The 26,668-nt window shown below is 43.0% G+C and carries 31 protein-coding genes and 1 pseudogene; 31 read left to right on the forward strand and 1 reads right to left on the reverse strand.

The genetic code is table 11. The features are described from left to right. Window positions 1–17 precede the first annotated feature (17 nt). The 5 genes from AU387_RS14165 (at window position 18) to AU387_RS14185 (ending at window position 3,741) form a co-directional block, all read left to right on the forward strand. On the forward strand, window positions 18–839 hold the full coding sequence (locus AU387_RS14165) for an ABC transporter permease (protein WP_059335961.1): 822 nt from the start codon (window positions 18–20) through the stop codon (window positions 837–839). Between the two features lie 16 nt (window positions 840–855). Then, window positions 856–1,578, forward strand: coding sequence for a hypothetical protein (locus AU387_RS14170; RefSeq protein ID WP_059335962.1), 723 nt, complete (start codon window positions 856–858; stop codon window positions 1,576–1,578). 166 nt (window positions 1,579–1,744) lie between these two features. Then, the gene (locus tag AU387_RS14175; RefSeq protein WP_157722692.1) at window positions 1,745–2,377 is read left to right on the forward strand and encodes a hypothetical protein; all 633 of its coding nucleotides are present in this window, start codon (window positions 1,745–1,747) and stop codon (window positions 2,375–2,377) included. A gap of 18 nt (window positions 2,378–2,395) precedes the next feature. Then, window positions 2,396–3,040: an ATP-binding cassette domain-containing protein gene (locus AU387_RS14180; protein WP_059335964.1), complete on the forward strand. Its 645-nt coding sequence runs from the start codon at window positions 2,396–2,398 to the stop codon at window positions 3,038–3,040. After that, window positions 3,040–3,741, forward strand: coding sequence for a hypothetical protein (locus AU387_RS14185; RefSeq protein WP_059335965.1), 702 nt, complete (start codon window positions 3,040–3,042; stop codon window positions 3,739–3,741). Before AU387_RS14180 ends, AU387_RS14185 begins: the two co-directional genes overlap by 1 nt. A 105-nt stretch (window positions 3,742–3,846) precedes the next feature. Here AU387_RS14185 and AU387_RS14190 read toward each other — a convergent pair. Further along, window positions 3,847–4,889: pseudogene (locus AU387_RS14190) on the reverse strand (ribonuclease YeeF family protein); the annotation flags it as partial. A 166-nt stretch (window positions 4,890–5,055) separates the two neighbouring features. Here AU387_RS14190 and AU387_RS14195 point away from each other — a divergent pair. The 26 genes from AU387_RS14195 to yesS all read left to right on the forward strand — a co-directional run bounded on the left by AU387_RS14195 (window position 5,056) and on the right by yesS (window position 26,667). Further along, window positions 5,056–5,394, forward strand: coding sequence for a hypothetical protein (locus AU387_RS14195; RefSeq protein ID WP_059335966.1), 339 nt, complete (start codon window positions 5,056–5,058; stop codon window positions 5,392–5,394). A 12-nt stretch (window positions 5,395–5,406) separates the two neighbouring features. Next, window positions 5,407–6,327 (forward strand): DUF5655 domain-containing protein, encoded by a 921-nt coding sequence (locus tag AU387_RS14200; protein ID WP_059335967.1) that lies wholly within the window; start codon window positions 5,407–5,409, stop codon window positions 6,325–6,327. 104 nt (window positions 6,328–6,431) lie between these two features. Then, window positions 6,432–7,439, forward strand: a complete 1,008-nt coding sequence (locus AU387_RS14205; protein ID WP_059335968.1) for a YncE family protein — start codon at window positions 6,432–6,434, stop codon at window positions 7,437–7,439. Window positions 7,440–7,655: 216 nt separating this feature from the next. Further along, window positions 7,656–8,093 carry a hypothetical protein gene (locus AU387_RS14210; protein ID WP_059335969.1) on the forward strand — a complete coding sequence of 146 codons (438 nt, stop codon included), beginning with the start codon at window positions 7,656–7,658 and terminating at the stop codon, window positions 8,091–8,093. Window positions 8,094–8,985: 892 nt separating this feature from the next. After that, a complete protein-coding gene (gene rapH, locus AU387_RS14220; RefSeq protein ID WP_059335971.1) occupies window positions 8,986–10,128 on the forward strand; it encodes a response regulator aspartate phosphatase RapH in 1,143 nt (380 codons plus the stop codon). Next, window positions 10,118–10,300 carry a phosphatase RapH inhibitor PhrH gene (gene phrH, locus AU387_RS14225; RefSeq protein ID WP_044163478.1) on the forward strand — a complete coding sequence of 61 codons (183 nt, stop codon included), beginning with the start codon at window positions 10,118–10,120 and terminating at the stop codon, window positions 10,298–10,300. The genes rapH and phrH overlap by 11 nt, the downstream gene beginning before the upstream one ends. A 169-nt stretch (window positions 10,301–10,469) precedes the next feature. Beyond that, window positions 10,470–11,189, forward strand: a complete 720-nt coding sequence (locus tag AU387_RS14230; protein WP_010333282.1) for a YebC/PmpR family DNA-binding transcriptional regulator — start codon at window positions 10,470–10,472, stop codon at window positions 11,187–11,189. A 136-nt stretch (window positions 11,190–11,325) separates the two neighbouring features. Further along, window positions 11,326–11,763 carry a hypothetical protein gene (locus AU387_RS14235; RefSeq protein WP_059335972.1) on the forward strand — a complete coding sequence of 146 codons (438 nt, stop codon included), beginning with the start codon at window positions 11,326–11,328 and terminating at the stop codon, window positions 11,761–11,763. A 111-nt stretch (window positions 11,764–11,874) separates the two neighbouring features. Beyond that, a complete protein-coding gene (locus AU387_RS14240) occupies window positions 11,875–12,456 on the forward strand; it encodes a TetR/AcrR family transcriptional regulator (RefSeq protein WP_059335973.1) in 582 nt (193 codons plus the stop codon). 79 nt (window positions 12,457–12,535) lie between these two features. Then, on the forward strand, window positions 12,536–12,970 hold the full coding sequence (locus AU387_RS14245; protein WP_059335974.1) for a nuclear transport factor 2 family protein: 435 nt from the start codon (window positions 12,536–12,538) through the stop codon (window positions 12,968–12,970). Next, window positions 12,967–13,815: an NmrA family NAD(P)-binding protein gene (locus AU387_RS14250; protein ID WP_059335975.1), complete on the forward strand. Its 849-nt coding sequence runs from the start codon at window positions 12,967–12,969 to the stop codon at window positions 13,813–13,815. The genes AU387_RS14245 and AU387_RS14250 overlap by 4 nt, the downstream gene beginning before the upstream one ends. A gap of 103 nt (window positions 13,816–13,918) precedes the next feature. Further along, window positions 13,919–14,158, forward strand: coding sequence for a TetR-like C-terminal domain-containing protein (locus AU387_RS22235; RefSeq protein ID WP_269767602.1), 240 nt, complete (start codon window positions 13,919–13,921; stop codon window positions 14,156–14,158). Between the two features lie 23 nt (window positions 14,159–14,181). Continuing rightward, window positions 14,182–14,358: a TetR-like C-terminal domain-containing protein gene (locus AU387_RS22240; RefSeq protein ID WP_277619474.1), complete on the forward strand. Its 177-nt coding sequence runs from the start codon at window positions 14,182–14,184 to the stop codon at window positions 14,356–14,358. Between the two features lie 72 nt (window positions 14,359–14,430). Then, on the forward strand, window positions 14,431–14,679 hold the full coding sequence (gene cotJA / locus AU387_RS14260) for a spore coat-associated protein CotJA (RefSeq protein WP_024120488.1): 249 nt from the start codon (window positions 14,431–14,433) through the stop codon (window positions 14,677–14,679). Beyond that, window positions 14,663–14,926: a spore coat protein CotJB gene (gene cotJB, locus AU387_RS14265; RefSeq protein ID WP_044163490.1), complete on the forward strand. Its 264-nt coding sequence runs from the start codon at window positions 14,663–14,665 to the stop codon at window positions 14,924–14,926. The genes cotJA and cotJB overlap by 17 nt, the downstream gene beginning before the upstream one ends. 14 nt (window positions 14,927–14,940) lie before the next feature. After that, window positions 14,941–15,510, forward strand: a complete 570-nt coding sequence (cotJC, locus tag AU387_RS14270; protein WP_024120490.1) for a spore coat protein CotJC — start codon at window positions 14,941–14,943, stop codon at window positions 15,508–15,510. A gap of 123 nt (window positions 15,511–15,633) precedes the next feature. Next, window positions 15,634–16,179 carry a GNAT family N-acetyltransferase gene (locus tag AU387_RS14275; RefSeq protein ID WP_044163492.1) on the forward strand — a complete coding sequence of 182 codons (546 nt, stop codon included), beginning with the start codon at window positions 15,634–15,636 and terminating at the stop codon, window positions 16,177–16,179. A gap of 52 nt (window positions 16,180–16,231) precedes the next feature. Further along, window positions 16,232–16,513, forward strand: coding sequence for a YesK-like family protein (locus AU387_RS14280; protein WP_044163495.1), 282 nt, complete (start codon window positions 16,232–16,234; stop codon window positions 16,511–16,513). Between the two features lie 114 nt (window positions 16,514–16,627). Then, a complete protein-coding gene (locus AU387_RS14285) occupies window positions 16,628–17,257 on the forward strand; it encodes a YesL family protein (protein ID WP_082687913.1) in 630 nt (209 codons plus the stop codon). Next, the gene (locus tag AU387_RS14290) at window positions 17,254–18,987 is read left to right on the forward strand and encodes a cache domain-containing sensor histidine kinase (protein WP_059335977.1); all 1,734 of its coding nucleotides are present in this window, start codon (window positions 17,254–17,256) and stop codon (window positions 18,985–18,987) included. Before AU387_RS14285 ends, AU387_RS14290 begins: the two co-directional genes overlap by 4 nt. Further along, on the forward strand, window positions 18,987–20,102 hold the full coding sequence (locus AU387_RS14295; protein WP_059335978.1) for a response regulator transcription factor: 1,116 nt from the start codon (window positions 18,987–18,989) through the stop codon (window positions 20,100–20,102). Before AU387_RS14290 ends, AU387_RS14295 begins: the two co-directional genes overlap by 1 nt. A gap of 103 nt (window positions 20,103–20,205) precedes the next feature. Further along, window positions 20,206–21,489 (forward strand): ABC transporter substrate-binding protein, encoded by a 1,284-nt coding sequence (locus tag AU387_RS14300; protein ID WP_059335979.1) that lies wholly within the window; start codon window positions 20,206–20,208, stop codon window positions 21,487–21,489. Continuing rightward, the gene (locus AU387_RS14305) at window positions 21,486–22,415 is read left to right on the forward strand and encodes a carbohydrate ABC transporter permease (protein ID WP_082687914.1); all 930 of its coding nucleotides are present in this window, start codon (window positions 21,486–21,488) and stop codon (window positions 22,413–22,415) included. The genes AU387_RS14300 and AU387_RS14305 overlap by 4 nt, the downstream gene beginning before the upstream one ends. 3 nt (window positions 22,416–22,418) lie before the next feature. Further along, a complete protein-coding gene (locus AU387_RS14310; protein ID WP_059293888.1) occupies window positions 22,419–23,309 on the forward strand; it encodes a carbohydrate ABC transporter permease in 891 nt (296 codons plus the stop codon). A gap of 15 nt (window positions 23,310–23,324) precedes the next feature. Then, on the forward strand, window positions 23,325–24,359 hold the full coding sequence (gene yesR, locus AU387_RS14315; protein WP_059335980.1) for a rhamnogalacturonyl hydrolase YesR: 1,035 nt from the start codon (window positions 23,325–23,327) through the stop codon (window positions 24,357–24,359). 22 nt (window positions 24,360–24,381) lie between these two features. Further along, complete coding sequence (gene yesS / locus AU387_RS14320; RefSeq protein WP_059335981.1) at window positions 24,382–26,667, forward strand: transcriptional regulator YesS; 2,286 nt, start codon at window positions 24,382–24,384, stop codon at window positions 26,665–26,667. Window position 26,668: the final 1 nt, after the last annotated feature.

Raw genomic sequence — 26,668 nt, forward strand, 5'->3', positions numbered from 1 at the left:
AAAGAAGGAAGATAGGGATGAAATTTAAATATGAGATTAAAAATTGTTTAGCTAGAAGAGAAATACATTTTATTTTTAATTTGTTAATGATTCTTTCTATTATAGGGTTTTTAATGGAATGCATTGCAGTATATGATAAGAAAATGTCTTTTTTGAGATCTTCGGCAGAATCAAGTTTAATACAGGGAACTTATTCAGTATCAATAATGGGAACAGTTTTGATTATGTTACCAATTTTAAGTGGTATTATTTTTTCGGATTCAATACATACTGAATTTAAATCTGGTGTTTATAAGAGTATCTTAACTAGAGTCCCTAAGAAAACTTATGTGTTTACTAAGGCAGTTGTAATTTCCATTACTACATTTTTTGTATTCTTTATTCCTTTTATAGTAAATCAGTTACTTTGTACCCTATTCTTTCCGATTGAGGGATATGACAATATTTATTCACTCCCCCCATATGATATAGGGTTTCAAAATTTTCATTACGAGTATTTATTTGATTTCTTAAGAGTTCAACACCCAATTATTTATAATTTGTTTTTTGCTTTTTTAATTAGTCTTTTTGCTAGTGCTATGGCTGTTTTAACATATTCTGTCTACTTTTTTACTCTAGAAAAAAATCGAATAACAGGAATTGTTCTAGTATTCGGAGCTTATATTGTATCTACTATTTTATTCAGTATTATAAGGTTGGATGGTTTCTCTCTTTATGACCAAATTAAACCTGGACACATAGGTGATTCGGTTGGATTAATACTTTGGTTCATTTTTTTATTAGTATTATCATCATTCTTAATTATCTCCAAGGGCGTAAGAAAAGAATGGGAGTTATAATTGGAGGTAAAAATGAATGAATGGATTCACTAAACAAATCATTATTAATTTTCTAAATAATAAAAAGAATTTAATGGTCTTTTTAGGTATTTTATTTTTGCAGCTATACAATACTATGAAAGTAAATCAAGAATATTACTCTTATGATTACCTTTTAATACACCATTCTTTATTTAATAGTTCTCTATTACTTATTTTAATCTTACCGATATATATGTATTTTGTTATGGAATTATTCGGGGAATTCAATTACTTGTTGGTTTTTGTTAGATTTAAAAATGGTAAGCCATGGAGAGTTCAAAAAAGTATAGTTTTACTAGGTCTCTCTTTTTGGTTTGCCCTCCTACTACACTCTGGAATGTTTCTATATTTAATCTTAAACAATGTTAATTCTTTGTTTAAATTAGAAGAAACTAGTTTAATTATTCTTGGTTTTGTTTTATGTACTATAGGTTTTTATTTAATAGGAGAGATTATACTTTTTCTTGAAATTATATTAAAAAACAAAATAATATTAATATCCAGTCTTTACATAGGTTTTTTAGTTCCAGAATTTATAAAAGGAATTTTTTATTTACCTGTATATAATTATTTTGATTTCATTTTCTACCTCAATATTAGTGATTATAAAAATATAGTTATGTGCTTAATTTTCAATTTAATAATAATAATAATGTTAATAGTGAGTATTAGATTTATAATTTATTTTTTTGATAAAAAGAGAGATTTAATGAGATAGAAGGTGACCTAATATTAATGTTCCTTATAAAAATATATTTATGATACTTATTCTAAGTATACTAGTTAATCTATATCAATTGAATAGCTATCAATTTTATAGTTCTCCAACTAAAGACGTTGGTTTTTGGGTGTTATTAACATTCGGGTATTTAGAGCCGGATAACTTGCTAGAGATTATCCCTCTATTAGCTTGGTTTCTTCCTCAATTATTTTTAATCCTTAAACTTGGCAATTATATTGACCTTGAAATAAATAGAAATGCTGTATACATATTCACAAGAACTAACAATAAAGTTGGTTGGCTTATAAAAAGGTATGTAGAAATTTTTATATATACTACTTTTTATTACTTTCTATTTTATTTATTTACTATTTTATTTAGCTTATCTATGCATTTGAATATACACCTGAATGATTTTGTTGTTATTTTGTTTGTATTCATTATGCAAATAATAACTATTTATTTTATTCTTGTAATTGTAAATACAATAACAGTATATCTTCCGACCAATTTGAGTTATGTGGTTTTTTTAGGAGGATATTTTATTCACATTTTAATAATTGGAACAGTTATCAAAAAAATGCAAGATAAATTCGTTATCTCGAATATTTCACCTTTTATTAACTCGATGGTTGGTTGGCAAAACAATAGTATTATATATGACATACAAATAAAAAATTCTTTCTTTATTTTAAGAAGTTCAAATTCATATATTTTATTATCAATTATTGCAATTTTAAGTGTAATTATAATTTTAATAAGTGCTTTATTTTTTAGACGGAAAGATATACTTTAATTTAAAGGAGTACTAAAATTGATTGAATTAAATAATGTCAGTAAAATCATAAAAAAAAATAAAGTTTTAGATAATATTAATTTAAAAATTGAAAATAATAAAATTTACGGATTCTTAGGAAGTAATGGATCGGGAAAGACTATGCTATTCAGAGCTATATGTGGCCTTATACGTCCTACTACAGGTGAAATTAAAATCAATAATAAAATTCTGCATAAAGACATGGGGATTCCTGAAAGTTTAGGAGTTATAATTGAAACTGTTGGTTTTTGGGATAACTTAACTGGTTTTGAAAATTTGAAGTTGTTATCAAAAATTAAGAATAAGATAAATGATTCTGAAATAAAAAGTGCAATTACTAGAGTTGGGCTTAATAGTGAAGATATAAGAACATATAAAAAATATTCCTTAGGGATGAAACAAAGATTAGCTGTTGCGCAGGCTATTATGGAAAAACCTAAATTATTAGTGTTAGACGAGCCTACCAATGCTTTAGATGAAGACGGTGTGGAACTAATAAGAAATATTATACTTCAAGAGAAAGAAAGGGGAGCAACAGTTTTAATTGCAAGTCATAATAAAGATGATATTAATTTACTTTCAGACAAAAAGTTCAGAGTGAAAGATGGACGATTAACTGAAATGGAAGGAAACATAAGTTAATGAAAACAGGTATTAAGATTTTATATTTATTTACTACTCTTTTGTTTGTTTCCAGTATTATATTCGGTTTAATTATGAAAAGTTCTTTAATTGATAATGTTAATATAAAAAAAGATTTACGTGAGTTTGATGGATATACTGTGTCCCTAAATTATACACCTGAATATACAAATATATATTTTGATAATAATATCAATAATTTAAAAGAACTAATATCAAAATCTGATTTAGTAGTAGTAGGTACAGTCGGCGAAAATAGACAAAATTATAATCAAGCGCTCAAATCAAATTTTACAGTTGAAAAAACAATAAAATCAAAGAGTAAAGATAATTTAAAGAATGTCGTGATATATGAACCGAGCAACTTTTCCTCTGGAACTTACAACGTTGAATCTGGATATAATGTTATGGAACCGAATAAAAAATATTTATTATTCCTAAAACACCTTAAAATTCCAAGCGGTTATAAATATAAAAATAATGAGGCATTGACATATATGCCTGTCTCAAGTTTTTATGGAAAGTATACTGTGAATGAAAATAAAGAACATACTAAACTAATTGATATTAATACAATTGAAACTAAAACTTATCATAATATAAAAGAATACGAGATCTTAACTGATGATAAAAATATTTTACAGAGGTTAAATGATTTAAAAGCTGAGATTAGTAAAGAAAAATTTCAGAGTAAGAATTGAAGTCTCTCATATTTTCGAAAAGGGCTCTTAGGCTGTCAAGGAATATTTGACAGCCTATTTGAATTAATGATAATTTTTATAGTTACTTTTTTGTGCGTGCTATACTTTTTGGTATGATTCTTCGATTGCTGCTGAAATGGCTTCATACGTTTTGATCGGGTGAGCCGCCGCTCCGGTAATCGCTTCGACGGTGCCGCCCGGATCTGTGACCATATCCCACAGGCCTGTGACCGCGTCTTTTCCTGAATCGTAAAGGCCGACGGCAACCCCTTTGAAGCCTGCTTCAAGCTCACGCGTGTTTTCAATTTGGGTGAAGTATCTTTGCTGTTCTGCTGTCAGATTTTCATAGCCGATCGTTTTTGCCATTGAGTAGAATTCATCGGCATCTGCATAATCGTAGTTTTTCAGTCTCTCTTTCAGTTTTTCAATCTCGCGTTCCTTCGCTTCCTCTTTCTTAATCTTCAAGTAAGCATTCGTCCGCTTTTCAATATCGCCTTTTTTCTTATGTATGTCACTCTCACGATACGCCTTGGCGTTGTAGTGGATAGGTGTGGCGTTTTTGCCTTTGCCCGTTGCTTCTTGGAGCTTTTGGAAGTCGGATTTGATGAATTGTTCGTTTGGTTCTGACAGGGCGTATTCTGTCTGCAGGTCTTCGTCCAAAGCATCTAGCTTTTCTAGCGTTTTTTTGCGTTTGTCATTGGCATCACCAGCTCGTCTTTGAAGGTTTCTGTTGAAAACAGGTCGAGTGGGAGGATGTCGTTGATATCGTTCAGGATGTCTTTCATCGCTTTTTTCTGTTCGGACATAATGGATTTCGATTTTTGGTGGGCGTTTGCCAGTTCGTGTTCCAGAAAGGATTCTTCGATGTATGCGTCTGAGAGGCCTTTGTCTTCTGCGGCTCCGGCGATGCTGTTGAAAAATGCGATTTTCATGTCGATGTAGTCGATCCATTGGTCGGTGACACCGACGTGATCGTGATAGAAGGCTTTGATGTTGCTGGCGCCTTTTCCTGAGAATTCGCTGTCACTTAGATCAGCTACGCTTTTTAAGGCTTTTCTCAAATTGACCATTTGCGTTCTTAGTTCTTTGTACTCTTTTGCACGGTCTGTCGCTTCCGAAAGCAGTGTTTTCGCTTCAAATACTTTCATGACCATTTCCCTTCTTTTGTTAGCTCAATATCAAAATTTTACCACGGGGCGGGATGAGGGTGGGGGTGAGAACATGTTTTGATGGAAAAATGAGTCATTTGGCATGTGTCTAAGTGCACAGTTTTGATATGATGATGATACATCAATAAAAAGGGGAAGAGCTCATTTGGATAAAGATTTCTTAATCATAAAGATCAAGGATATTCAAAAAGGCGACACGCTAACAAACCGCGCCTGCGGGAACTGGGATATGAAATTATCCAGGGCAAAGGAATGTAAACGGGCAATTGTTGTTCGGAGCGGTGTAATTTTAAATGTTTACAAGATCGTTGACGCTTGGGAATCTGATGAACCCGCCAAGATCACTAAAACGAATAATAGAGTCCGGTTTCAATTGGCAGAGTGCCGTGATTATTCTTATTTAATTGGCAGTACACTGAAAACAAAAACGCAAAATCCGGTTTCGAGTCTATCCTTAGAAACTTTAATGGAACTAGTAAAATAAAAGGAGCCCAGCATGTATCTCTATAAAGTAAACAACCAAAATCAGCTAGAAGATATTCGCGAGAAACCGTTTAAAAAAGAAAAAGAGATGCAGGATTTATGTGAGAATAATCTTCAGGAAATGTTAGGTCTCAGGTTTGTAAAATCCGAATTCAGGATTAATAATTTCCGCATTGATACGTTAGCGTTTGATGATGAGACAAGTGCTTTCGTGATTATCGAGTATAAAAATACGAGGAACTTCAGTGTTGTTGATCAGGGCTACGCCTATTTAGCGACAATGCTCAATCATAAAGCTGATTTCATTCTTGAGTACAATGAAAATCATGATCGTCCGTTAAAGTGGGATGACGTGGACTGGTCACAGTCGAAGGTTATTTTTATATCTCCTGTTTTTACGGTGTATCAAAAGCAATCGATCCATTTTAAAGATCTGCCCATTGAATTATGGGAGATGAAAAGATACGAAAATGATCTGATTCAGTTGAATCAAATGAAGGCTGATGGCGTTTCTGAGTCGATTAAGACCATTTCACGGCAAAGTGAGACCATTCAAGAAGTCAGTAAAGAAATTAAAGTGTTTTCTGAAGAGGATCACCTTGCAGATAAGCCGTTTGACATCATAGAGCTTTATCAGCAGCTAAAGGAATTCATTTTAAACTTGGACGATCATATTTCAATCAAACCGACGAAGCTTTATATCGCGTTTACATTAAATAAGCGAAATTTCACTGATATTCTTCTTTTAAAAAGCGGACTTAAGGTGTGGGTGAATATGAAAAAGGGAGAATTGCAGGATCCTGAAGAGAGAATGCGGGATGTCTCTGAGACCGGTCACTGGGGAAATGGCGACTACGAAATTTTCATAAAGGACGACGAACACATTGAATATATCATGGGATTGATCAAGCAATCCTATGAGAAAAATAAGTGAGAACTTCCATTGAGAAGTTCTTTTTTTATTGGGTTACAAGGGAAATGTGCAGAGCATGTTGAAAACGATATAGAGTTTTGAACCATATACTGGGAGCTGTTTATATGAAAAAGCGTTTTATACTATTGAGCTTGTTCGCAAGTGTTTTAATGTTGGCTGCATATATTTACTCTCAAAATAAGAACATATATCCGGTCACAACTTCCTCTATCCAGCCCGAAGAAGACCGCATCTTTTTTATCTATTCCAATCCTCTCATAAAAGAAAGCACGCTGCTCTCAACCTCAACAGGCGAAAGATTTAATAGGCGCACGTTTAAGGTGGCGGATGTGCCGTACATCCAAACGAAGTCTTACGCATCAACAGACATTGTATTACTAGCTGAACATGAGTCCTTTTATTACACGCTGGAGAAGGATGCCATAAAAAAGCATCCGCTATCAAATCCATTTTCGTTTTGGTATGAGGGGAAGGATGTTTCTGTTAAGGCCTATAACGTTGATACGACGGGGAATGACGTGCATATAAACGACAAAAAAACGAAAAAGGAATATCAGCTCACCTTGCCTTCGCTTGTCACGATGGGGTCGAGTGACGGGAATTATATTTATGTCATTCAAAGCATGGCTATTTACGTGATCGACAGAAACACAGAGGAAATCATAGAGACCCTGAGCTTAGCCTCATACGCTGATCAATTCGCAGAATCGGAGGAATTTATTGTCGCGAGCTCGGATCATAAATTGACTGTGATTGAAAAAGGGACATGGAAAACGACATATATTCCGTATCCTGATGATCTTGAATACGCTGATACCGTATACTATGACAAAGAAAGCGGCAGTTTTTACGTTACGTACGAGGACAAAGAGGGTGAGGCGAACTTGCTGGAGTATGGGAAGGAATTTTCTTTTCATACATATAGTTTGAATTTCCCTTATATGGAAGCAATTTTTAAGGGGAGTCAACTGTATATTGTTGCCCAGGAAGAGCATAAAAAGGGCATTGGCGGGTACGTGGGTGTGTTTGATATCAATTCTAAGAAGATGCTTTATCAGTTTGATTTGCCTGAGGAACAGGTGAAGGTGCAGGATTTTATTGTGGTTGATTAGACTCCAAGGCTATAACTTAGAGTCAAGTTCTTATGTTTCGGGTGAGTAAATTAACCAAATGCCACTTCTGCTGAATAATAGAATTTATTATAAACTTCAGCTTAGTTTTGATTACTAGAAAATATTTTATAAAATATATTTTAATTCTTGGTTTTATGGTTTATAGTGTATGTAAGTCCTGTATTTTACAATTTTAATCAATGGAGGTATTTGATAATGAAAAGAGTAAACCACTTGATGACACTAGTTCTTGCAGGTGTAATGGCATTTGGACTAGTATTCATTGGATCAGGTCAATCGGCTAAGGCTGTTAGTAAAACTACGAGTTTTACTTTTCATGCAACTGTAGAATCAAAATCTTATATTCACACATCAGAAAACTATAAGAATGTTTATACTACAGTTGAAATGGGGAGAACAGGAACTTGGGAAAGTGCTGCTTATTGCAAATTATATCTGCAGCGTTATACAAACGGTTCTTGGAAAACAATCGATACAGCTTCTGGAAATGCATCATATGGTAGAAAATTAAATGTTACATTCACAAACATCGCAAAAAAATCTGCATCGACTAGAGTGAAACTAAAACTTTATAATAATTGGAATCACTCAGACTATATGCAAACAGTATATTCCAGCAAATGGACTAGATAAAAATAAAGCTCTCCTTTTAAGAAGGAGAGCTTTTTTAATTACATTAATACGATCACCTAGTTTACCATTTTGGCGTTTGAATTCTATTTTAAAGTTTATTTAAAAGAAACATATTGTTCTAATAGTCTAGTTATCTGATTTTAGATAAATAAAGATATGAAAAAACCAATAAATTAATTTAGCGATTACTGGGGAACAGAAGGATGAGCAGAGACAATTACATATAAATTGGGTGCGCTGTTTTTATCTATTTTACGAATATATATCAGCGTGTTCTGACAGCTGAGCTTCTGATAGGGATCAGGAAGAGCAAACCGTGAATAAAGTGAGTTATACGAAGCCGACAGAGCAAGAGCAGAATGCGAAACCGAATCATCTGATACAACTGGTACACAGAGCCCTTAGCAGGCATCGGAAAGCACAAAATCAGATTATCTTGCCAAACTGTCAGCAGATAGAAAAACACTATGATTATCAAATGATTGAGGATTACGCTATAACTATCAAATTTGGGACGGATCGATGAATGAGATATTCGGCGGTTTGCAAAAGCAGCTTTCTGCTTCAGTCATGGTGGTCCTAAAAAGTGGACAGCGCCAATAGATGAAGGATAGAAATGCTACAGTTTAGAAAAGATATGATGAGGGCGGCGGTTCTGGTTCTTTATCCCGAGTCGTCCAAACGGAATAGCTTGCAAAACAGACGAAAGAGCTCTGTTATGATCAGTGAAAACGTATATGAAAAAAGAATGACACGGGACCCTTGCATGGGGTCTTTTTTTGCGGAGAAAAACAAATTGACAGGATGAAAAAACAATTTCTTCCTGTTGTCTTGTTTTCAAAATTTGGGATTGATAGAATATGACATATCTTACAGAGAGGGAGGGAAGCGAGTGAAGCAAGCGATACCATCTTCGCGTGTTGGTGTTAAGATTAATGAATGGTACAAGATGATTCGCCAGTTCAGTGTTCCGGATGCTGAGGTGCTGAAAGCGGAAGTGGAGCAGGACATTCAGCAGATGGAAGAGGATCAGGATTTGCTGATCTATTATTCTCTGATGTGTTTTCGGCACCAGCTGATGCTGGATTATTTGGAGCCGGGACAAACATACGGGAATCGCCCTACAGTGACAGAGCTTTTGGAAACGATTGAAGCGCCTCAGAAAAAACTCACAGGTCTTTTGAAATACTACTCTTTGTTTTTCCGCGGCATGTATGAATTTGATCAGAAAGAATATGTTGAAGCGATTGGATATTACCGTGAGGCGGAGAAGGAGCTTCCGTTTGTATCAGATGAAATCGAGAAAGCGGAATTTCATTTTAAAGTGGCAGAAGCATACTACAATATGAAACAAACTCATGTGTCGATGCATCATATCCTTCAAGCCTTAAACATTTATCAAGATCATCCGTTATATTGCATGAGAAGAATACAAAGCTTGTTTATCGTAGCTGGAAATTATGATGACTTCAGATGTTATGATAAAGCGCTCCCGCATTTAAGAAAGGCGCTGGAGCTGGCAATGGACATTCAAAACGACAGGTTCATTGGCATCTCTTTATTGAACATCGCCAACAGTTATGACAGGTCAAGAAGATATGATTTGGCAATTGAGCACTTCCAAAAAGCGGCGAAAGTAAGCAGAAAAACGGTCCCTGACTTACTTCCGAAAGTACTGTTTGGGTTAAGCTGGACATTATGTAAAGCTGGACAAAAACAACAGGCGTTTCAGTTTATAGATGAAGGCTTAGAACATATCAAAAAATATCCAAATATGCTTCACCATAAATACTATAAAGAATTGTATACGTTCTTACAGGCGGTGTACAAAGATGTTATGGATGAAGACAGGATTCATGATGTATTGAGCGGCTTTAAAGAAAAGAATCTGCACGCCTATGTGGAAGCATGTGCCCAAAGTGCGGCATCTGTATTTGAAAGCCGCTGTCATTTTGAAGATGCTGCTGTGCTTTACCGAAAAGTGCTGCAAGCACAAGAAGATATTCAAAAAGGGGAGTGTCTATATGAATATTAAGAAAAAAGTGATGGTATGTCTTGGTGTTACTCTTATATTTGGCGGAAGCCTGTCTTTTCCGTTCTTGACAAACTCCGGCGGTGTTAAGGAATCAACGGATCGAAACACGACGTATATCGATCATTCTCCTCACAATGACATGACTGATCAGGATAAGAAAGCCCTTAGCTAGGGCTTTTTTTCTTGCTTTATTGGAAGTTCGTGTCGTCTCGTACTTTTAAACTACCGCATTCCTTCTATTTCTAACGCAAGACACTCGAAACAACCAAAGCATTTGAGGTATAATGGTTAAAGTGAATAACAGTATTTAGATTGATATATATGAAAGAGAGTGGAACATCATGGGCCGTAAGTGGAACAATATTAAAGAGAAGAAGGCGTCTAAGGACGCAAATACGAGTCGGGTTTACGCAAAGTTTGGCCGTGAGATTTATGTGGCGGCTAAGCAGGGCGAGCCTGATCCGGAATCCAACCAGGCGCTGAAGGTTGTGCTTGAGCGCGCGAAGACTTACAGCGTGCCGAAAAATATCATTGAACGTGCGATCGAGAAGGCGAAGGGCGGAGCGGAAGAAAATTATGATGAGCTTCGTTATGAGGGCTTCGGGCCGAACGGATCAATGATTATCGTTGATGCGCTGACGAATAATGTGAACCGTACGGCGCCGGAAGTGCGTGCGGCGTTCGGAAAAAATGGCGGAAACATGGGTGTGAGCGGATCTGTCGCTTACATGTTTGACGCGACGGCTGTTATTGGTGTGGAAGGCAAAACGGCTGATGAAGCGCTTGAAATTCTCATGGAAGCGGATGTAGATGTCCGCGATATTTTAGAAGAGGATGACAGCGTGATCGTCTATGCGGAGCCGGATCAATTCCATGCGGTGCAGGAGGCGTTTAAAAATGCGGGCGTTGAGGAATTTACGGTAGCGGAGCTGACCATGCTTGCGCAAAGTGAAGTGACACTTCCTGAGGACGCGAAAGAACAGTTCGAAAAGCTGATTGACGCGTTAGAGGACTTGGAAGACGTTCAGCAGGTGTATCATAACGTAGATCTTGGTGAATAAAAAAGGAGCAGACTGTCATGGTCTGCTTTTTTTATTGTCCGGGAAATTGTTTTAGCAGTTTATAGGCAGGTGACTATACGATCTGTAAGACCTTCTCATACGCTGGACTGTAACCTATGTGAAGGAGAGATTGGATATGACTGATACAAGACACTTCTGCTGCGGACCCGGTTTTGGCGCTTACCCAGGCTATGGTACAGGCGGTCCGGGATTCGGCATGTACGGAGGCGCGGGCTATCCGGGCCATGGCATGTATACAGGGATGGGCCAACCAGGTTATGGAGGCGCAGGCTACCCGGGTTATGGCATGTCTGGAGGATTCGGCGGCTACCCAAGCGTAGGCTATCCGAGCTCAATGAGTTATCCGAGCTACGGAGTGCACTATGATAATGATGGACATCACGGACATCATCAGGATGGAAATTACGGACATCATCATGATGGAAATTATGGGCATCATCAGGATGGAAATTATGGGCATCATGAGGACGGAAATTATGGGCATCATCATGATGGTAACTACGGGCACCATCACCACCAAATGGGGCACTGGGGAAAAGACGGTCATAAATAAAAAGCGTGGAGAACGGACACTCTTGCTGATCAAGGGTGTTTTTTTCTTTTTCTTTTTCTTGACTGTTCAGTCTGGAAAAGGTAATATCTTCTTGCAGGAGGTGATATTCGTTTGGGTAGGAATAAAGAATTCGATACCGCGCTTGTTTTGCGCAGAGCGATAGAGGTTTTTGGAGAGTATGGCTACGAAGGCACGTCACTGCAAGAGCTGCTTTCTCATTTAGGCATTGCGCGCCAGAGTTTGTACGATACGTATGGAACGAAGCGGGATTTGTTTCTGTCAGCTGTGAAAACGTATCTTGAGGGAAAAAACGCGGCTGTTGTGGAAAGGCTTGAGGCACCGGGCTCTGTCAAGGAAGCCATTCGTGATATTTTTCAGGAGGGTGTGAATGTCCTGAAAGATCCTGAACGTTCAAAGGCGTGTTTTATCATCAACAGCGCTATTGAACAAATCCCGCATGATTCGGAACTTGCCCGGTACTTTGAAGGACAGACGAAACAGCTTGAGACGGCCTTTTATCAGGCGCTGAGAAGAGCACAGGCTGAAGGAGAATTGAAGGAACATCTTGATATATCGGCCCTTGCCCGTTATTTAAACCAGAGCCGGCTGTCTCTGACGTTTATCGCTAAGGTTTCTGCTGATTTTGACCAGCTTCAGGATTATGTTGAAGTGAGTTTATCTGTACTTGATTGACTTTTTTTGATAAAGGGTGCTTTGCCCTTTGATGCAGTTTTCGGATTGAATGGTCTAAAATAAAACGAGGTGATGATCCATGATGATGACGGAATACGAAAAAGCATGTGACACACTGAATCAATTTATGCAATATATGCTTGAAAAGGATATGGAGCGCTGGGCAGAGCTGTGGGATGAACATGCTGTGTTGGAGTTTCCCTATGCGCCAGAGGGATTTCCGGAAAGAATTGAAGGGAAGGCGGCCATTTACGATTATATTAAGGATTTTCCTGATATTTTTGCTTTTACTGCTCCGACAGTGTATCGCTCGGCTGATACAAACACGATCATTGCGGAGTTTCAATGTGAAGGCTATGCGATCGCGACTGGGCTGCCTTACCGGCAAACCTATATCAGTGTGATTGAAACGAAGGACGGCAGCATTTTGCATTATAAGGATTATTGGAATCCGCTTGTCGTCAATGAGACGTTTGGAGAAACATTTGTACAAACAGAGGAGGATGAAAAATGATGAATCACGATCAGATTCTGATTACGGGAGGAACCGGTACAACAGGGAGCCGGATTGCTAAACGGTTAATTGAGCAGGGTTACAGCGTTCGCATCGCGAGCAGGAAAAAGGGCGAGATTAGCAATGCGGAGTATGTATATTTTGATTGGAAGGATGAGTCCAGCTTTACGCCTGCATTGGAGCGGGTGAAACGGATTTACCTCGTTGCGCCGGTTGGTGTGTTTGATCCGTCTCCTTATGTGCTTCCCTTATTAAAGGAAGCAAAGCGGCTCGGTGCTGAACGTGTGGTGATGCTCAGCGCGTCCGCTGTTCCTAAGGATGGTCCTGTATTTGGGGCATTGCATCGTGCAATACGCGGGTTTCCGGAATGGGCGGTGCTGCGGCCGTCATACTTCATGCAAAACTTCATCAATGTCCAGCATCGCATGTCCATTCAAACTGAAGGGCAGATCATCACGGCGGCGGGTGAAGGGAAACTTGGGTTTATTGATGCTGATGATATTGCAGAAACAGGAGTGCGTGCTTTGATTGACAGTGTGCCTCATAATACTCATCATATTCTGACGGGACCTGAGGCGCTGAGCTACGCTGAAGCGGCGGAGATTATAGGAGCCGCGGCGGGACGACCGGTGACGCATGTCAGCATGTCTTCTTCCGAACTGCAAAACAGGATGGAAACAGCAGGTTTGCCTGCGGATTACGCCCGCTTTATGGCGGAATTAGATGAAGCGATCCGCCATGGTGCCGAACATCGGGTGACGGATACAGTGAAGCGTGTCACGGGAAAAGAGCCCCGCTCGCTGGATGAGTTTGCGGCTGATCACGCTTCGTACTGGACGCGCTGACCTCTTTTTGGACTGAACAGTCTAGAAAGACTTTCTGCTCTGCCGAAGGTCTTCTTTTTATCTATTGAGTTTAAAAAGGCTTACCGCGTTTTCGGTGCCGATTTTGAATCTGACGGAGGTTCTCGATGATTTAATCCGGCAGGTTAAGCCTGATACGCCGGTAGAACCGGTCAGTATGGATGAGGATCATCCGCCTGTTTCATTTGTGAAACTCTTTGAGTACATCCATGAACACGCCGAGTACTTTCAAGTAATGCTGAGCGACAGAGGGCTTCCTCAATTCAGAAGTCTGATGGCGGAATTCGTTCAGAAACGAATTTACGGAATTGCTTTCATCCATTGAAGAATCTGAGAAACAGCTTCAGATTGAAAGAGATACTGGTCAGCTATATCACCTCCGCCCATATCGGGGTGATTTGTTCCTGGCTGGAAAGCGGCATGAAGTACAGTCCTTTATTTATGGCGAATCAATTAACGCGTTTAACGCTTTTGGGCCCGCTCCGGATTGCAGATATAGAAAAACAAATCAAGCTTCCTTATTAAGATTTTTGTCATCATAACGCCTCTTGCCTCATACCTATTAAGGTCATTGTTTTTGAGAAAGGAGGAGCCAGAATGAAGGATATGCAGCCGTTTACACCTGTTAAATCATACACGCCCTTTCACAGCCGTTTTGATCCCTGTCCGCCCATAGGGAAGAAATATTACAGAACGCCGCCTAACCTCTATATGACCTTTCAGCCTGAGCATATGGAGCAGTTTTCGCCGATGGAGGCTTTAAGGAAAGGCACCCTTTGGAAGGATCTCTATGATTTTTATGAAAATCCTTATCGAGGGGGAGACACACATGACAAAAAAGGTTGATGCGGAATATTACCGCCAGCTTGAGCAGATTCAAGCAGCGGATTTTGTGCTTGTTGAGCTGAGTCTGTATTTAGATACACATCCTGATGATGAAGACGCACTGAAGCAATTTAATCAATATTCCGGTTATTCGAGGCACTTAAAAAGACAGTTCGAATCATCTTACGGACCGCTTCTGCAGTTCGGAAACAGCCCCGCGGGCGAGGATTGGGATTGGGGAAAAGGGCCTTGGCCGTGGCAAGTATAAGGAGGAATGCCTGAATGTGGGTGTATGAAAAGAAGCTGCAATATCCTGTCAAGGTCAGCACGTGCAATCCGACGCTGGCGAAGTATTTGATTGAGCAATATGGCGGAGCGGACGGCGAGCTGGCCGCGGCTCTCCGGTATTTGAACCAGCGTTATACCATTCCTGATAAGGTCATCGGCCTTTTAACAGATATCGGCACGGAGGAGTTTGCCCATCTGGAAATGATTGCGACGATGGTGTATAAGCTGACGAAAGATGCGACGCCGGAGCAGCTGCGTGAAGCCGGGCTTGGCGATCATTACGCGAATCATGACGGCGCGCTATTTTATCACAATGCGGCGGGAGTGCCTTTTACGGCAAGCTATATTCAGGCGAAGGGCGATCCGATTGCGGATTTGTATGAAGATATCGCGGCAGAAGAAAAAGCGCGTGCGACGTATCAGTGGCTGATTGATATTTCGGATGATCCTGATTTGAACGATTCTCTGCGGTTTTTGCGTGAACGTGAAATTGTGCATTCTATGCGCTTCAGGGAAGCGGTTGAGATTTTAAAAGAAGAACGGGATAAGAAGAAACTCTTTTAACAGGCAGCGGGGGCTCCCTTCATGCGTCCTTTTACATACAGACAAAATATTCTGTTTTTTTGTCGTTTGCTTGCATTATAATGAAGGTATGCATGTAAGTTTAGTTTTGATCGGGGGGCCTTTATGACATCTTTTAGGATTACGAAAGAAACTGTCGCAAATGATTTTCACGCCGGCCTGGCAGATCGTGAGGATGCAGAGCAAATAACGGGACTGCTCGTCCGTACGGCTGAATGGCTGCGGGACCGGGGCTCTGACCAATGGAGCGGCCTGCTGGAGGGGCATGACTCACATGATATTGTTGGCTCAATTGAAAGCGGACATGTGTTTGTGTTCCAGAAAGATCAAGAGCTGGCCGGTGTAGTGATGCTTCTGCCTGAGCCGAGCGAGTGGGACAGAACGCTTTGGGGAGACGAAGGGCACGAAGAGTCCATTTATTTGCATCGACTGGCGGTCAGCCGCCGGTTTGCGGGGAATGGGCTTGGGGCCGAGATTCTCACATGGACGGAGACAGGTGTTGAGTATCCGGGGAAACAGCGGATCCGTCTTGATTGTGTTGCTGATAACGACGCCTTGCATTCCTTCTACCGGAGAATGGGATATGAATTTAAGGGATCAGATGCCTCGGGGTTTCATTTGTTTGAGAAAGAACTGAACAAGTCAGAATAAGCGTCCTTTTTAGGGGGCTTTTTTGCCTTTTTGAAAAGGGAGGACAGGGCGGATGATCTTTTTTTATGTGATGGCCATTGCGACGGCTTGTATTTCCGCTTGTGTCTCCATTTTTCTGCGGTTGAGGATGCCGCAAAATAAATGGCCGGAATGGATACTGGGTGGGCTGCTTGTTCTCGGTGTGATCACAATTTGGTGCAGCATCTTTTTTGTCGGCGGCTGGGATGGCATGGCGCTGGGCATGCTTGGGATTCATGTGATAGTCGGAGCGTTTGCCGGGTACTTGATCGAGACGGTGTTCCGGCTGTTGAAAAGGCAAATCAGGAGAAGGTAAGACATGTGCCGTCTCAAATGATGTCGAATTTTTTACGGGGCGGCAGGAATTTTCTTTCGAGTGGAGAAATACATATTACTTTACAATGAAAGCGTTTTCTGTAGTGGGAAGGTGATGTCGGTGATACATAGCCTGACAAATGGGCTGAATCGTTTTTGTACATGGGTGATGAGACTGGCTTATGTAAATGTGCTGTGGATCTTGTTTTCTCTTGCCGGGCTCGTCGTGTTTGGGTTGATGCCTGCTACGGCCGCGATGTTTTCAGTGGCGAGAGAGTGGGCGAAGGGGAACACGGATGTCCCGGTGTTTTCTGTGTTTATCCGGACGTTTAAGAAGGAGTGGGGTGCAGCTCAGCTGTTGGGGCTCATTCTTGTGACGGCCGGCTTGTTTTTGTTTGCGGATATACGGATTGCCGCTCAGATGAATCAGCCTGTGCTGGTGAATGTGTTTATGAGCATCGGATTGATTTTCTTGTTTGTGCTGTTATATGTGTTTCCGGTCTTTTCTCATTTTGATGTAAAGCTCAGACAGGTGCTGAGCATCAGCTTTTTGATTGCCTTCAGCCGGCCATTGGTGACGCTGATGATGGCAGCGGGTGCGGTCGGAATGTTGTTTCTAGTGCTGTTTCATGTGACGTTTTTGCTGTTTTTCAGCGGCAGCGCGCTGAGCTTGTTGTTAACGAAGCTGTCCTTTACAGCATTTAGGTCAATAGATCAGCGTCAGGAGAAAGAAAAGGCGGCATGAAAGGAAGAGTCGCGGGCTGGTACAGGCGGATGAAGATTAAGGATAAGCTGTTTGTGTTTCTGTCATCGATCATGGCCGTGTCCTTTCTGTTTGTATACAGCGGGGTGCAGTACGCTTTTCATGTCTATGATGAGCAGATTTACCGCAAATCCTCGGAGGTGCTGCGGATGTCTTCTGAACGGATTGAAGACGAGCTGAAGAAAATTGAAGATGTATCGTATGAAATCATTACCGATGAACAAATTCAGCGCATTCTCAGCATGCAAAACCGTGATGATACGTATGACCAGTATCAAATGAAGCAGGAGCTGTGGGATCAGCTTGCGCAATATGCCGGCGATGAAAAGTACATTGATTCGATTCATTTGATTGATGCCCGCGGCTCAGAGTATTCCGCCGGAAGCAGTTCATCGGACCTTATGAAGCAGCAGCAGGAAGAGGTATTTGAACGGGCGAAAGTGCAAAAAGGCAGGAATCTTTGGATGACCTTTGGCAATTCAGATCCTGTCCTGATTTCAGCGCGGCAAATCAGATCGTTTCATCAGCTGAGTTTAAATGGCTTGGGCATGGTGCTGATTCAAGTGAATGTGAAACAGATGATTCGTGATTTGCCGAAGGATTGGGGCGATTCGGTCGGAGACATAATGATCGCAGACAAGGACGGCAATCTGGTGTATTCGGCACATGCATCGGTGCTTACGCCTGAGATGACAAAGCAGACGCTGCGGCATCCTGGTTATGACTTGGTAAAAAAGAATGGCAAACGTTATTTTATTTCTTTCCTTCAATCATCCTATCAAAACTGGAGTTACTACAATGTCATCCCCTTTGATCAAATGTTCGCGAAAATTTCCTTTATGAAAACGGTGATCGGTACGTGTTTTCTTTTGTTTTTCAGTGTGGTTTTGCTTTTCGGGCGGAAGATTGCCAACAGCATCACAGAGCCGATCGAGCAGCTTGTGTCCGCAATGAAATCGGTGCAGCACGGCGGGATTGAGGCGGGCGTGTCGCTGTCACTGCCGGAACACACACAGGATGAGGCCGGAACGCTGAACCGCCATTTTACCGTGATGATGAAGCGGATCAATGAGCTGATGGAAGAAAATGTGGAAAAGCAGCTTATTATTAAAGAAACAGAGTTGAAGGCGCTGCAAGCCCAGATTAACCCGCATTTTTTGTATAACACGCTTGAGTCCATCAATTGGCTGGCGAAAGCGAATCAGCAGAAGCAAATTTCTCAAATGGTGGAATCGCTCGGTTTTCTCCTGCGAAACAGCATTCATATCAAAGAAGATACAGTGACCCTTCAGGAGGAGGCGGATATTGTGCTTCACTATATGACGATTCAGCGGTTCCGGTTTGAGGAGCGCTTGAACTTCACACTGGACATCGCCGATGAGGTGAAGCATTGCCGAATTCCGAAGCTGACACTCCAGCCGCTAGCGGAGAATGCGATTCAATACGCGCTTGAGCCTTTTACTCGGCCATGCGCCATCCGCCTTCAAGCGAAAAAAACGGAGGAGTGCGTCTGTATTACTGTCGAAGATAATGGGCCCGGCATGGACGAACGTATTCTTGAAAAAACGGGCGGAAGAGGGATCGGGCTCTGGAATATTCATGAACGCATCCGACTGATGTTCGGGGAGCCGTATGGCTTACGCATTCAAAGTGAGAAAGGGAAGGGAACGGCGATTTTGCTGACAATACCGTGCCGAAATGAGGTGGTGTGATGTACAAAATACTCCTTGCTGATGATGAGAGAATCATTCTTGACGGAATGGCAGGGATCATTAAGTGGGAGACGCTTGGCGCTTCTTTAGTCGGCAAAGCGCAGAACGGAATTGAAGCGTATGAGAAGATCGTAAACAAGCAGCCGCATATCGTCGTCACTGATGTAAAAATGCCCGGTATGGACGGGCTTGAGCTGATCAAAAAGGTGTCAGCCGTCTGCCCGTCCGTGCAATTTATCGTCCTGTCTGGTTTTGGGGAGTTTGAGTACGCGAGAGAAGCGATGAAATACGGGGTAAGGCATTATTTGCTGAAGCCCTGTAATGAGCAGCAGATTATCCGTTCATTAGAGGAAATCATCGCCGAGCTGAAGCGGCATGATGTGCGGAAGAAGAAAGCCGCCCACCTGAAACATGAGCTGAATCATATCCGTTCCTTTGCGGCTGATCAATACCTGGAAGGCTTGATCGCCGGTGTCACCCATCTGTCTCCGCCGCCTTCGCTTGCAGGAAAGAAGATTCGCCTTATCATCGCGGAGAACACTCAGCCTGAAGATTCTGCCGCCAGAGAGGCGTTTGGTTCCGCGCTGACAGCTTTTTGCTGCAGCGGAGGACGTGCGGTGTTTGCCGTGGAGGAGGGCACGCCCGATCTGGAGAAAAAGGCGGCGGACGGCTTTGCAGGCTGCCGGGTGATCATCAGCCGGACGGGGGAGCTGCAGGACGCAGGACAGCTGTTCCGGGAAGCAACTGAAACGGCCGGTGGCCAAAAGCGGAGTGAATTGATTTCTAAAATCACCAGGCTTGTCGCCGACGAGCTTGGCAATCCGAATCTCTCTCTGAAATGGGCAGCAAAAGATATGCTGTTTATGAACCCTGATTATGTGGGGAAAATCTTTAAGCAGGAGACAGGCGAAAAGTTTTCCCAATATGTTACGCGGGTGCGTCTTGAGCATGCGATGAAGCAGATGAAGCTGAGGCGGGATGTGAGTGTATCAGAAATCGCGGAAGAAATCGGATTCGGTGATAATCCGAAGTATTTCAGTCTCGTCTTTAAAAAATATACCGGTCTGACACCGTCAGAATTCAGAAGAAAACAGGGGGGCGCTTCCGCAGGATAGCCATCTCTGTTTTTTTAACTTTCGCCACTGTTTTTTGAGTGTTTCGCCCCGTCACAACCCTTTAAAATAAAATGTAAGCACTTACATTAAAGGGGGGATTGATGTGAAGAAGGTTTACTACGTGCTGCTGTCACTTGTGTGCGTCTTGTTTTTCAGCGGATGTTCTGCGGGTGAAGAAGCATCAGGGAAAAAAGAAGACATTACGCTCAGAATCGCATGGTGGGGCGGACAGCCGCGGCATGACTATACAACAAAGGTCATTGAATTATATGAGAAAAAGAATCCGCACGTCCATATTGAAGCGGAATTTGCGAACTGGGATGACTATTGGAAGAGGCTTGCGCCAATGTCTGCCGCGGGCCAGCTGCCTGATGTCATTCAAATGGATACGGCATATTTGGCGCAATACGGAAAGAAAAATCAGCTTGAGGATTTATCGCCATATATGAAGGACGGAACAATTGATGTCAGTTCAATCGATGAGAATATGCTGTCCGGCGGAAAGATTGAAGGAAAGCTTTACGGATTTACACTTGGGGTCAACGTGCTTTCTGTGATTGCCAATGATGATCTGCTGAAGAAAGCCGGTGTTTCAATTCATCAGGAAAACTGGACGTGGAAGGATTATGAGAAGCTGGCGTATGAGCTGCAGGAAAAAGCCGGCGTATACGGATCTAACGGAATGCACCCGCCTGATATTTTCTTCCCGTATTATTTGCGCACGAAGGGTGAGCGTTTTTATAAAGAGGACGGCACGGGCCTTGCGTATCAGGATGACAAGCTGTTTGTTGACTATTTTGAGAGGCAGCTGAGACTGGTCAAAGCAAAAACGTCGCCAACACCGGACGAAAGCGCCCAAATTAAAGGGATGGAAGATGACTTTATTGTCAAAGGCAAATCAGCCATTACATGGAACTACTCGAATCAATATTTAGGCTTTGCCCGGTTGACAGACTCGCCGCTTTCTCTCTATCTGCCGCCGCAGCAAATGAAGGAAAAAGCGCTGACGCTGAAGCCGAGTATGCTGTTTTCGATTCCGAAAAGCTCTGAGCATAAAAAAGAGGCCGCAAAGTTTATCGATTTCTTCGTCAACAATAAAGAAGCCAACATGCTGATCAAAGGCGAACGGGGTGTTCCGGTTTCCGACAAGGTGGCGGACGCGATTAAACCGGAGCTGAATGAGGAAGAGGCCAACATTGTGGAATATGTGGAAGCCGCGTCGAAAAATATCAGCAAAGCCGATCCGCCGGAGCCTGTAGGAAGCGCGGAGGTCATCAAGCTGCTGAAGGATACGTCTGATCAGATTCTGTATCAGAAGGTATCGCCGGAAAAAGCCGCCAAAACGTTCCGGAAGCAGGCCAATGACATTTTAGAGAGGAATAATTGACGGGAAATGGGGCTGACAGAATGAAAATAAGCCGGAGTATGAGAAAAGACAATCTGGCGGGATATGCTTTTATTTCTCCGTTTATTATCGGCTTCTTCTGTTTTACGGTGATTCCGATGGGCGCGTCCCTGTTTCTGTCCTTTACAAGCTACGACCTCTTTACGGCACCGAAGTGGATCGGGCTCGATAACTATAAGGAAATGTTTACGGGTGATGAAAAGTATTGGCAGTCGCTGAAGGTCACTTTCACGTACGTGCTTGCCGGGGTTCCGCTCCGCCTCGGCTTCGCGCTTTTTATTGCCGTCATTTTAAACAATGCGGCAAAGGGGACGGCTATCTACAGGACGCTGTTTTATCTGCCTTCTATCATCGGCGGAAGTGTGGCTGTTGCCATTATGTGGCGCAATATTTTCGGCAATGACGGGGTCATCAATGCGCTGCTGTTTTTTGTCGGGATCGATCAAAAAATTCTCTGGTACCAAGACCCGGCAAGCGCGTTATGGACGCTGATTCTGCTGTCCGTCTGGCAGTTTGGGTCATCCATGCTGATTTTTTTGGCCGGGCTGAAAAACATTCCGGCATCATACTTGGAGGCGGCCAGCGTGGACGGCGCAAATCGGGTGCAGCGCTTCTTTAGGATCACGCTTCCGATGCTGACGCCGATTATTTTCTTTAACCTGGTCATGCAGACGATTTCTGCTTTTATGACCTTTACCCCGGCCTATATCATCTCAAAAGGCGAGGGCGGTCCGCTTGACGGGACGCTATTGTATTCACTTTATTTGTTCCAGCGGGCGTTTAACTATTTTCAAATGGGCTACGCCTCGGCGATGGCGTGGATCATGCTGATCATTGTCGGAATGATTACGCTGATTTTATTTAAAACATCATCATATTGGGTTCACTACGAATCAAAGGAGGAATAACGGATGGAGCCGGTCAACCAGCCTGTCAGGCAAGCCCCGGTGTTTGAAGGGAAAAAAGCCGGGCGCATCAAGCCAAAACGCATTCTGTTCCATGTTTTTACGGCGTCACTGGCGGTGTTATTGCTGTATCCCGTCATTTGGCTGTTTGTCAGTTCTTTTAAAGAAAGCTCCAGTATTTTCACAACCTCTCATTCTCTCATTCCAGATCCTTTTATTCTCAGCAACTATGCTGAAGGGTGGAAGGGCATTGCGGGTCAGCCGTTTTTGACCTTTATTAAAAACTCGGCGATCATTGTCGGTCTGTCTACAATCGGCGCCGTTCTGTCATCGGCTGTCATTGCCTACGGCTTTGCGCGCATCCCGTTTAAAGGAAAAGCATTTTGGTTCGCCTGCATGATGGGGACGTTAATGCTGCCGCATGAAGTGCTGATGATTCCGCAGTACATTATGTTTGCGAAATTAGACTGGCTGAATTCTTTTAAACCGATTGTCGTTCCGCAATTTTTCGGGCATGCGTTTTTTATCTTTCTGATGATCCAGTTTATCCGGACGATCCCTGAGGAGCTGGATGAAGCAGCGAGAATCGACGGGTGCGGGCGCTTTGCCTGTTTTTGGCGGATCATTCTGCCCCTCATTGCACCGGCGCTTGCGACGTCTGCGATTTTTTCCTTCTATTGGAAGTGGGAGGAGCTGATTCAGCCGCTCTTATATTTGAATAAGCCGGAGCTTTATCCTGTTTCACTTGCGCTGAAGCTTTTCCTCGATACGGAATCCGCTTCGAACTGGGGCGCGATGTTTGCCATGTCGGCCGTCTCTTTGCTGCCTGTGATTCTCGTATTCTTTCTGTTTCAAAAATATATCGTTCAGGGCATCAGTACGACTGGATTAAAATAAAAAGGAGTGTTGCAGATGGCACAGCTTATCTTTGATGAAGAAAAGGTCACATCCGTTATGGACCGAATCGTGAAACGAACATTTCAAATGGATTTTGCGTGGGATTGGCCGGGCGGCGTCGCGTTTTACGGCGTGGCGGAGGCGTATGAAGCGACGGAAAACGAGGAGTATATCAAACTGTTAAAAACGTGGGTGGATGAACAGCTGGAGGATGGGCTGCCGCCGCTGTCGATCAACGGGGTTTCCATCGGGCATACGCTTTTATTTCTGCATCAGGTGACGGGAGATCATGTCTATTTGGAAACGGCTGGCGAGATGGCGGAATATGTGCTTCATCACGCGCCCCGTTTTGGGGAAGGTATTCTTCAGCATACGGTGAACTCGGCGGATTATGTGTTTCCTGAGCAGGCGTGGGCGGATACGCTGATGATGGCGGGGCTGTTTATGTTGAGAATCGGCCGTGTGATGGAGCGGGAGGATTACTTCGAGGACGGCCTGCGCCAGTTTCATGGACATGAGGACGTGCTGCAGGACCCCGTAACCAATTTGTATTACCATGCCTGGGACAACAAAGCGCAAAATCACCTGTCGGGGATTTATTGGGGCCGGGCGAATGGCTGGGCTGCGCTCACGATGGCAAAAGCGCTCCCGCTCATTGAGGTGACGCATCCTTCTTTTATGATTATTGATGGATCGCTCAGAGACCAGCTGAGCGCGCTTGTCCGGCTGCAGGACGATTCAGGGCTGTGGCATACCATTTTGGATGATCCGGATTCGTATTTGGAGGTTTCCGCATCGGCGGGCATTGCCTCTGCTTTGCTGTCGAGCGGGAAGCTCTATTCAAAATACGTGCAGAAATCACTTGCCGCCATTTTGGATGCGGTGGAAGAGGACGGTCGGGTCAGTAAAGTATCCGCGGGCACAGCCGTCATGAAAAATGCGGAAGGATACAAACAAGTGCCTTACAAACGAATACAAGGCTGGGGACAGGGGCTTGCACTCACATTTCTCGCTGATGTGCTGAGAACGAAAAAACGCGTGTATCAGTAAAGACGGCGGCGGGGGGAAAGGGATGAAAAAACAGCCTCAACAGAAAGAACGGGTTTCACACTGGAAGGGAACGTATTTCAAAAGAAACTTTGTTTTCATTTTGCTGATTGCCTGTATTCCCGGACTGCTGACAGGCGGGGCCATCTACTTTTTGTCTATCGATAAGGTGGAGAAAGAGCTGCAAAAGTCGCATGAAACACAGGTGGCGCGTGAAGTCAGCCGGATGGATGAGAAGCTGGAAGACCTTGAGCTGACGCTTGCCCAAATGGCATACGATTCCTCGCTGATGAACGGATTGGCCGAAAAGGATTTGGAGAAAGACTTTACATTCTCCTATCAATTAACGAAAAAGCTGTTTCTATTGCGGGACCAGCAGCCGCTGATTCAGCAGGCTTCTATCTTTCTGAACAGCCCCCGGCCTCTTGTGCTGAGCCCTGAATACAGCGTGCTGACAGAACAGGATATGCTTCGCAAATACCGCTCGCTTCTCACCTCAGATCGGAGTATTTATTGGAGCCGGCCGGGAAAAGACGCCGCACTGATTCAGCTCATTCCGGGTGCGGCCGAGAAACCGTTTGGCGCGATCATGCTGACGGTAGACCCGAAAGAAATGGAGGAGCTCCTGCAAAGTTTGTCTCCTTACCCTGAAGGCAGCGCGCTACTTCTTGATCAAAAGCGGGAGGTGCTTTTCCATGGGGGAGAAAAGGATTTTGAAAATGCTTTACTGAATGAGGTGAATAAACAGCCTCACCAGAAAGGTCATTTTCAGATGGATTGGGACGGCACGGTGTATTCCGTCTCCTATGGAGAAATGAAGCGAATGCATCAGAAGTGGACCTTTGTTTCTGCGGCGCCTCTTTCAGCTATTACAGCGCCGATGGTGTTTTTATCAAAGGTGATTATTGTGATGCTTGTCATTTGTATCGGCTTGGCTGTGTGCATGACGTGGTACGCTTCAAAGAAAATCTATCGCCCGATTCAGCATCTGCTCGGACTGTTTACGGGAGGAGAGAAAAAAACATGGCAGGCGTCAGGCCAGGACGAATTTAAGTGGATAGAAAAGAGATGGAATGACCTTTCCCTTGAGAGCCGAAAGCTTCAAGAGCAGCTGCTCCGGCAGACGCCCCATATGAAAAAGAGTTTTTTGCAGCACCTTCTCCAGGGTGATTTTTACTATGACACAGAGGACAGTCTCAGATCGCGGATGGAGGATGCGGGCTGGGACATCGGGGAACACGTATTTCACGTGCTTGATCTTCAGGTGACAGGGCTTCGTGGTGATAAGAGCATGTTCTATGCCGATGATGAACAGCTTGCTGTGTTTACACTGACCAATTTACATGAGGAGCTTGCGGCAAACCGCCGTTTTCAACCTTCAATTCTTCATATTGGCCGCCTTTCCGTCACCGTGCTTGTGATGAAAACGAGCGGATCGGATCTGAAGGGGTATGTTTCAGAGCTGGCCCGCATATTTGGTGCTGTCACGGGACTAAGCCTGACCGGAACAATGAGCAGGCAATCGGCCCGTATTATGGATATCCCATCTCTGTTTAAGGATGTGAAAAGCGGCAAGTCCCGCAGGTGTTTTGCCAATCGCCATCAGATCATAGATTTGCAGGATGATGTTTTTCAGGCTGAGCCATCCGCACCCTGCTATCCTTTTGAACTTGAAAAGCAAATCGTTCAGGCCATTCGGCTGGAAAGAAAAGCGGAAGCAGAAGAGCTGATTCGCTTATGTATGGATGAACTGGCCGAAAAGGCGGTCAGCGACAGACAAGTGCATTCTGCGCTGATTCAGCTGTTTTCCCGCATCCAGGAGGATATTCTGCATTCCGGCCTTCATCCGAGCGAGCTGTTTGGCAACAGGGATATGCTTCGGGAAATATCTGAGCTGCATGAGCCTGTCCAAGCGGCTGCCTGGCTGATGGATGCGGTTGTCACCCCGTATCTCGCCAAACTTGAAGGCGGAAAAAACAGACAGCAAAAACAGGTGGCAGAACGTGTGATTGCGATGATTCATGAGCAGTATATGGCGGATCTTTCTCTTGAAAGCTGCGCGGATGCGCTGGGCATGAATTCTTATACCTTGAGCAAGGCCTTTAAACAAGTGACGGGCGTTAATTTTATTGATTATGTGACCCGCATAAGAATTGAAAAAGCAAAAGAACTGCTGGTAAATACGAATAAAAAAATTCATGATGTGTCAGAAGAAGTCGGCTATCGCCACAATTATTTCAACCGGATTTTTAAAAAGCAGGTCGGCATGCCGCCGGGAGTTTTTAGGCAAATGTATCAGGAAACGCCGTGAA

This window comes from Bacillus halotolerans, assembly GCF_001517105.1.
Taxonomy (GTDB): domain Bacteria; phylum Bacillota; class Bacilli; order Bacillales; family Bacillaceae; genus Bacillus; species Bacillus halotolerans.

Bases quoted from the DNA above. Each gene is read 5' to 3' on its own strand.
- cotJB (WP_044163490.1), top strand. From the start codon at position 14,663: ATGACAAAAAAGGTTGATGCGGAATATTACCGCCAGCTTGAGCAGATT.
- AU387_RS14245 (WP_059335974.1), top strand. From the start codon at position 12,536: ATGATGATGACGGAATACGAAAAAGCATGTGACACACTGAATCAATTT.
- AU387_RS14235 (WP_059335972.1), top strand. From the start codon at position 11,326: ATGACTGATACAAGACACTTCTGCTGCGGACCCGGTTTTGGCGCTTAC.
- phrH (WP_044163478.1), top strand. From the start codon at position 10,118: ATGAATATTAAGAAAAAAGTGATGGTATGTCTTGGTGTTACTCTTATA.
- AU387_RS14230 (WP_010333282.1), top strand. From the start codon at position 10,470: ATGGGCCGTAAGTGGAACAATATTAAAGAGAAGAAGGCGTCTAAGGAC.
- AU387_RS14285 (WP_082687913.1), top strand. From the start codon at position 16,628: ATGTCGGTGATACATAGCCTGACAAATGGGCTGAATCGTTTTTGTACA.
- AU387_RS14295 (WP_059335978.1), top strand. From the start codon at position 18,987: ATGTACAAAATACTCCTTGCTGATGATGAGAGAATCATTCTTGACGGA.
- yesS (WP_059335981.1), top strand. From the start codon at position 24,382: ATGAAAAAACAGCCTCAACAGAAAGAACGGGTTTCACACTGGAAGGGA.
- AU387_RS14310 (WP_059293888.1), top strand. From the start codon at position 22,419: ATGGAGCCGGTCAACCAGCCTGTCAGGCAAGCCCCGGTGTTTGAAGGG.
- cotJC (WP_024120490.1), top strand. From the start codon at position 14,941: ATGTGGGTGTATGAAAAGAAGCTGCAATATCCTGTCAAGGTCAGCACG.
- AU387_RS14290 (WP_059335977.1), top strand. From the start codon at position 17,254: ATGAAAGGAAGAGTCGCGGGCTGGTACAGGCGGATGAAGATTAAGGAT.
- AU387_RS14185 (WP_059335965.1), top strand. From the start codon at position 3,040: ATGAAAACAGGTATTAAGATTTTATATTTATTTACTACTCTTTTGTTT.
- AU387_RS14275 (WP_044163492.1), top strand. From the start codon at position 15,634: ATGACATCTTTTAGGATTACGAAAGAAACTGTCGCAAATGATTTTCAC.
- AU387_RS14250 (WP_059335975.1), top strand. From the start codon at position 12,967: ATGATGAATCACGATCAGATTCTGATTACGGGAGGAACCGGTACAACA.
- cotJA (WP_024120488.1), top strand. From the start codon at position 14,431: ATGAAGGATATGCAGCCGTTTACACCTGTTAAATCATACACGCCCTTT.
- AU387_RS14165 (WP_059335961.1), top strand. From the start codon at position 18: ATGAAATTTAAATATGAGATTAAAAATTGTTTAGCTAGAAGAGAAATA.
- AU387_RS14280 (WP_044163495.1), top strand. From the start codon at position 16,232: ATGATCTTTTTTTATGTGATGGCCATTGCGACGGCTTGTATTTCCGCT.
- AU387_RS14170 (WP_059335962.1), top strand. From the start codon at position 856: ATGAATGGATTCACTAAACAAATCATTATTAATTTTCTAAATAATAAA.
- yesR (WP_059335980.1), top strand. From the start codon at position 23,325: ATGGCACAGCTTATCTTTGATGAAGAAAAGGTCACATCCGTTATGGAC.
- AU387_RS14210 (WP_059335969.1), top strand. From the start codon at position 7,656: ATGAAAAGAGTAAACCACTTGATGACACTAGTTCTTGCAGGTGTAATG.
- AU387_RS14205 (WP_059335968.1), top strand. From the start codon at position 6,432: ATGAAAAAGCGTTTTATACTATTGAGCTTGTTCGCAAGTGTTTTAATG.
- AU387_RS14200 (WP_059335967.1), top strand. From the start codon at position 5,407: ATGTATCTCTATAAAGTAAACAACCAAAATCAGCTAGAAGATATTCGC.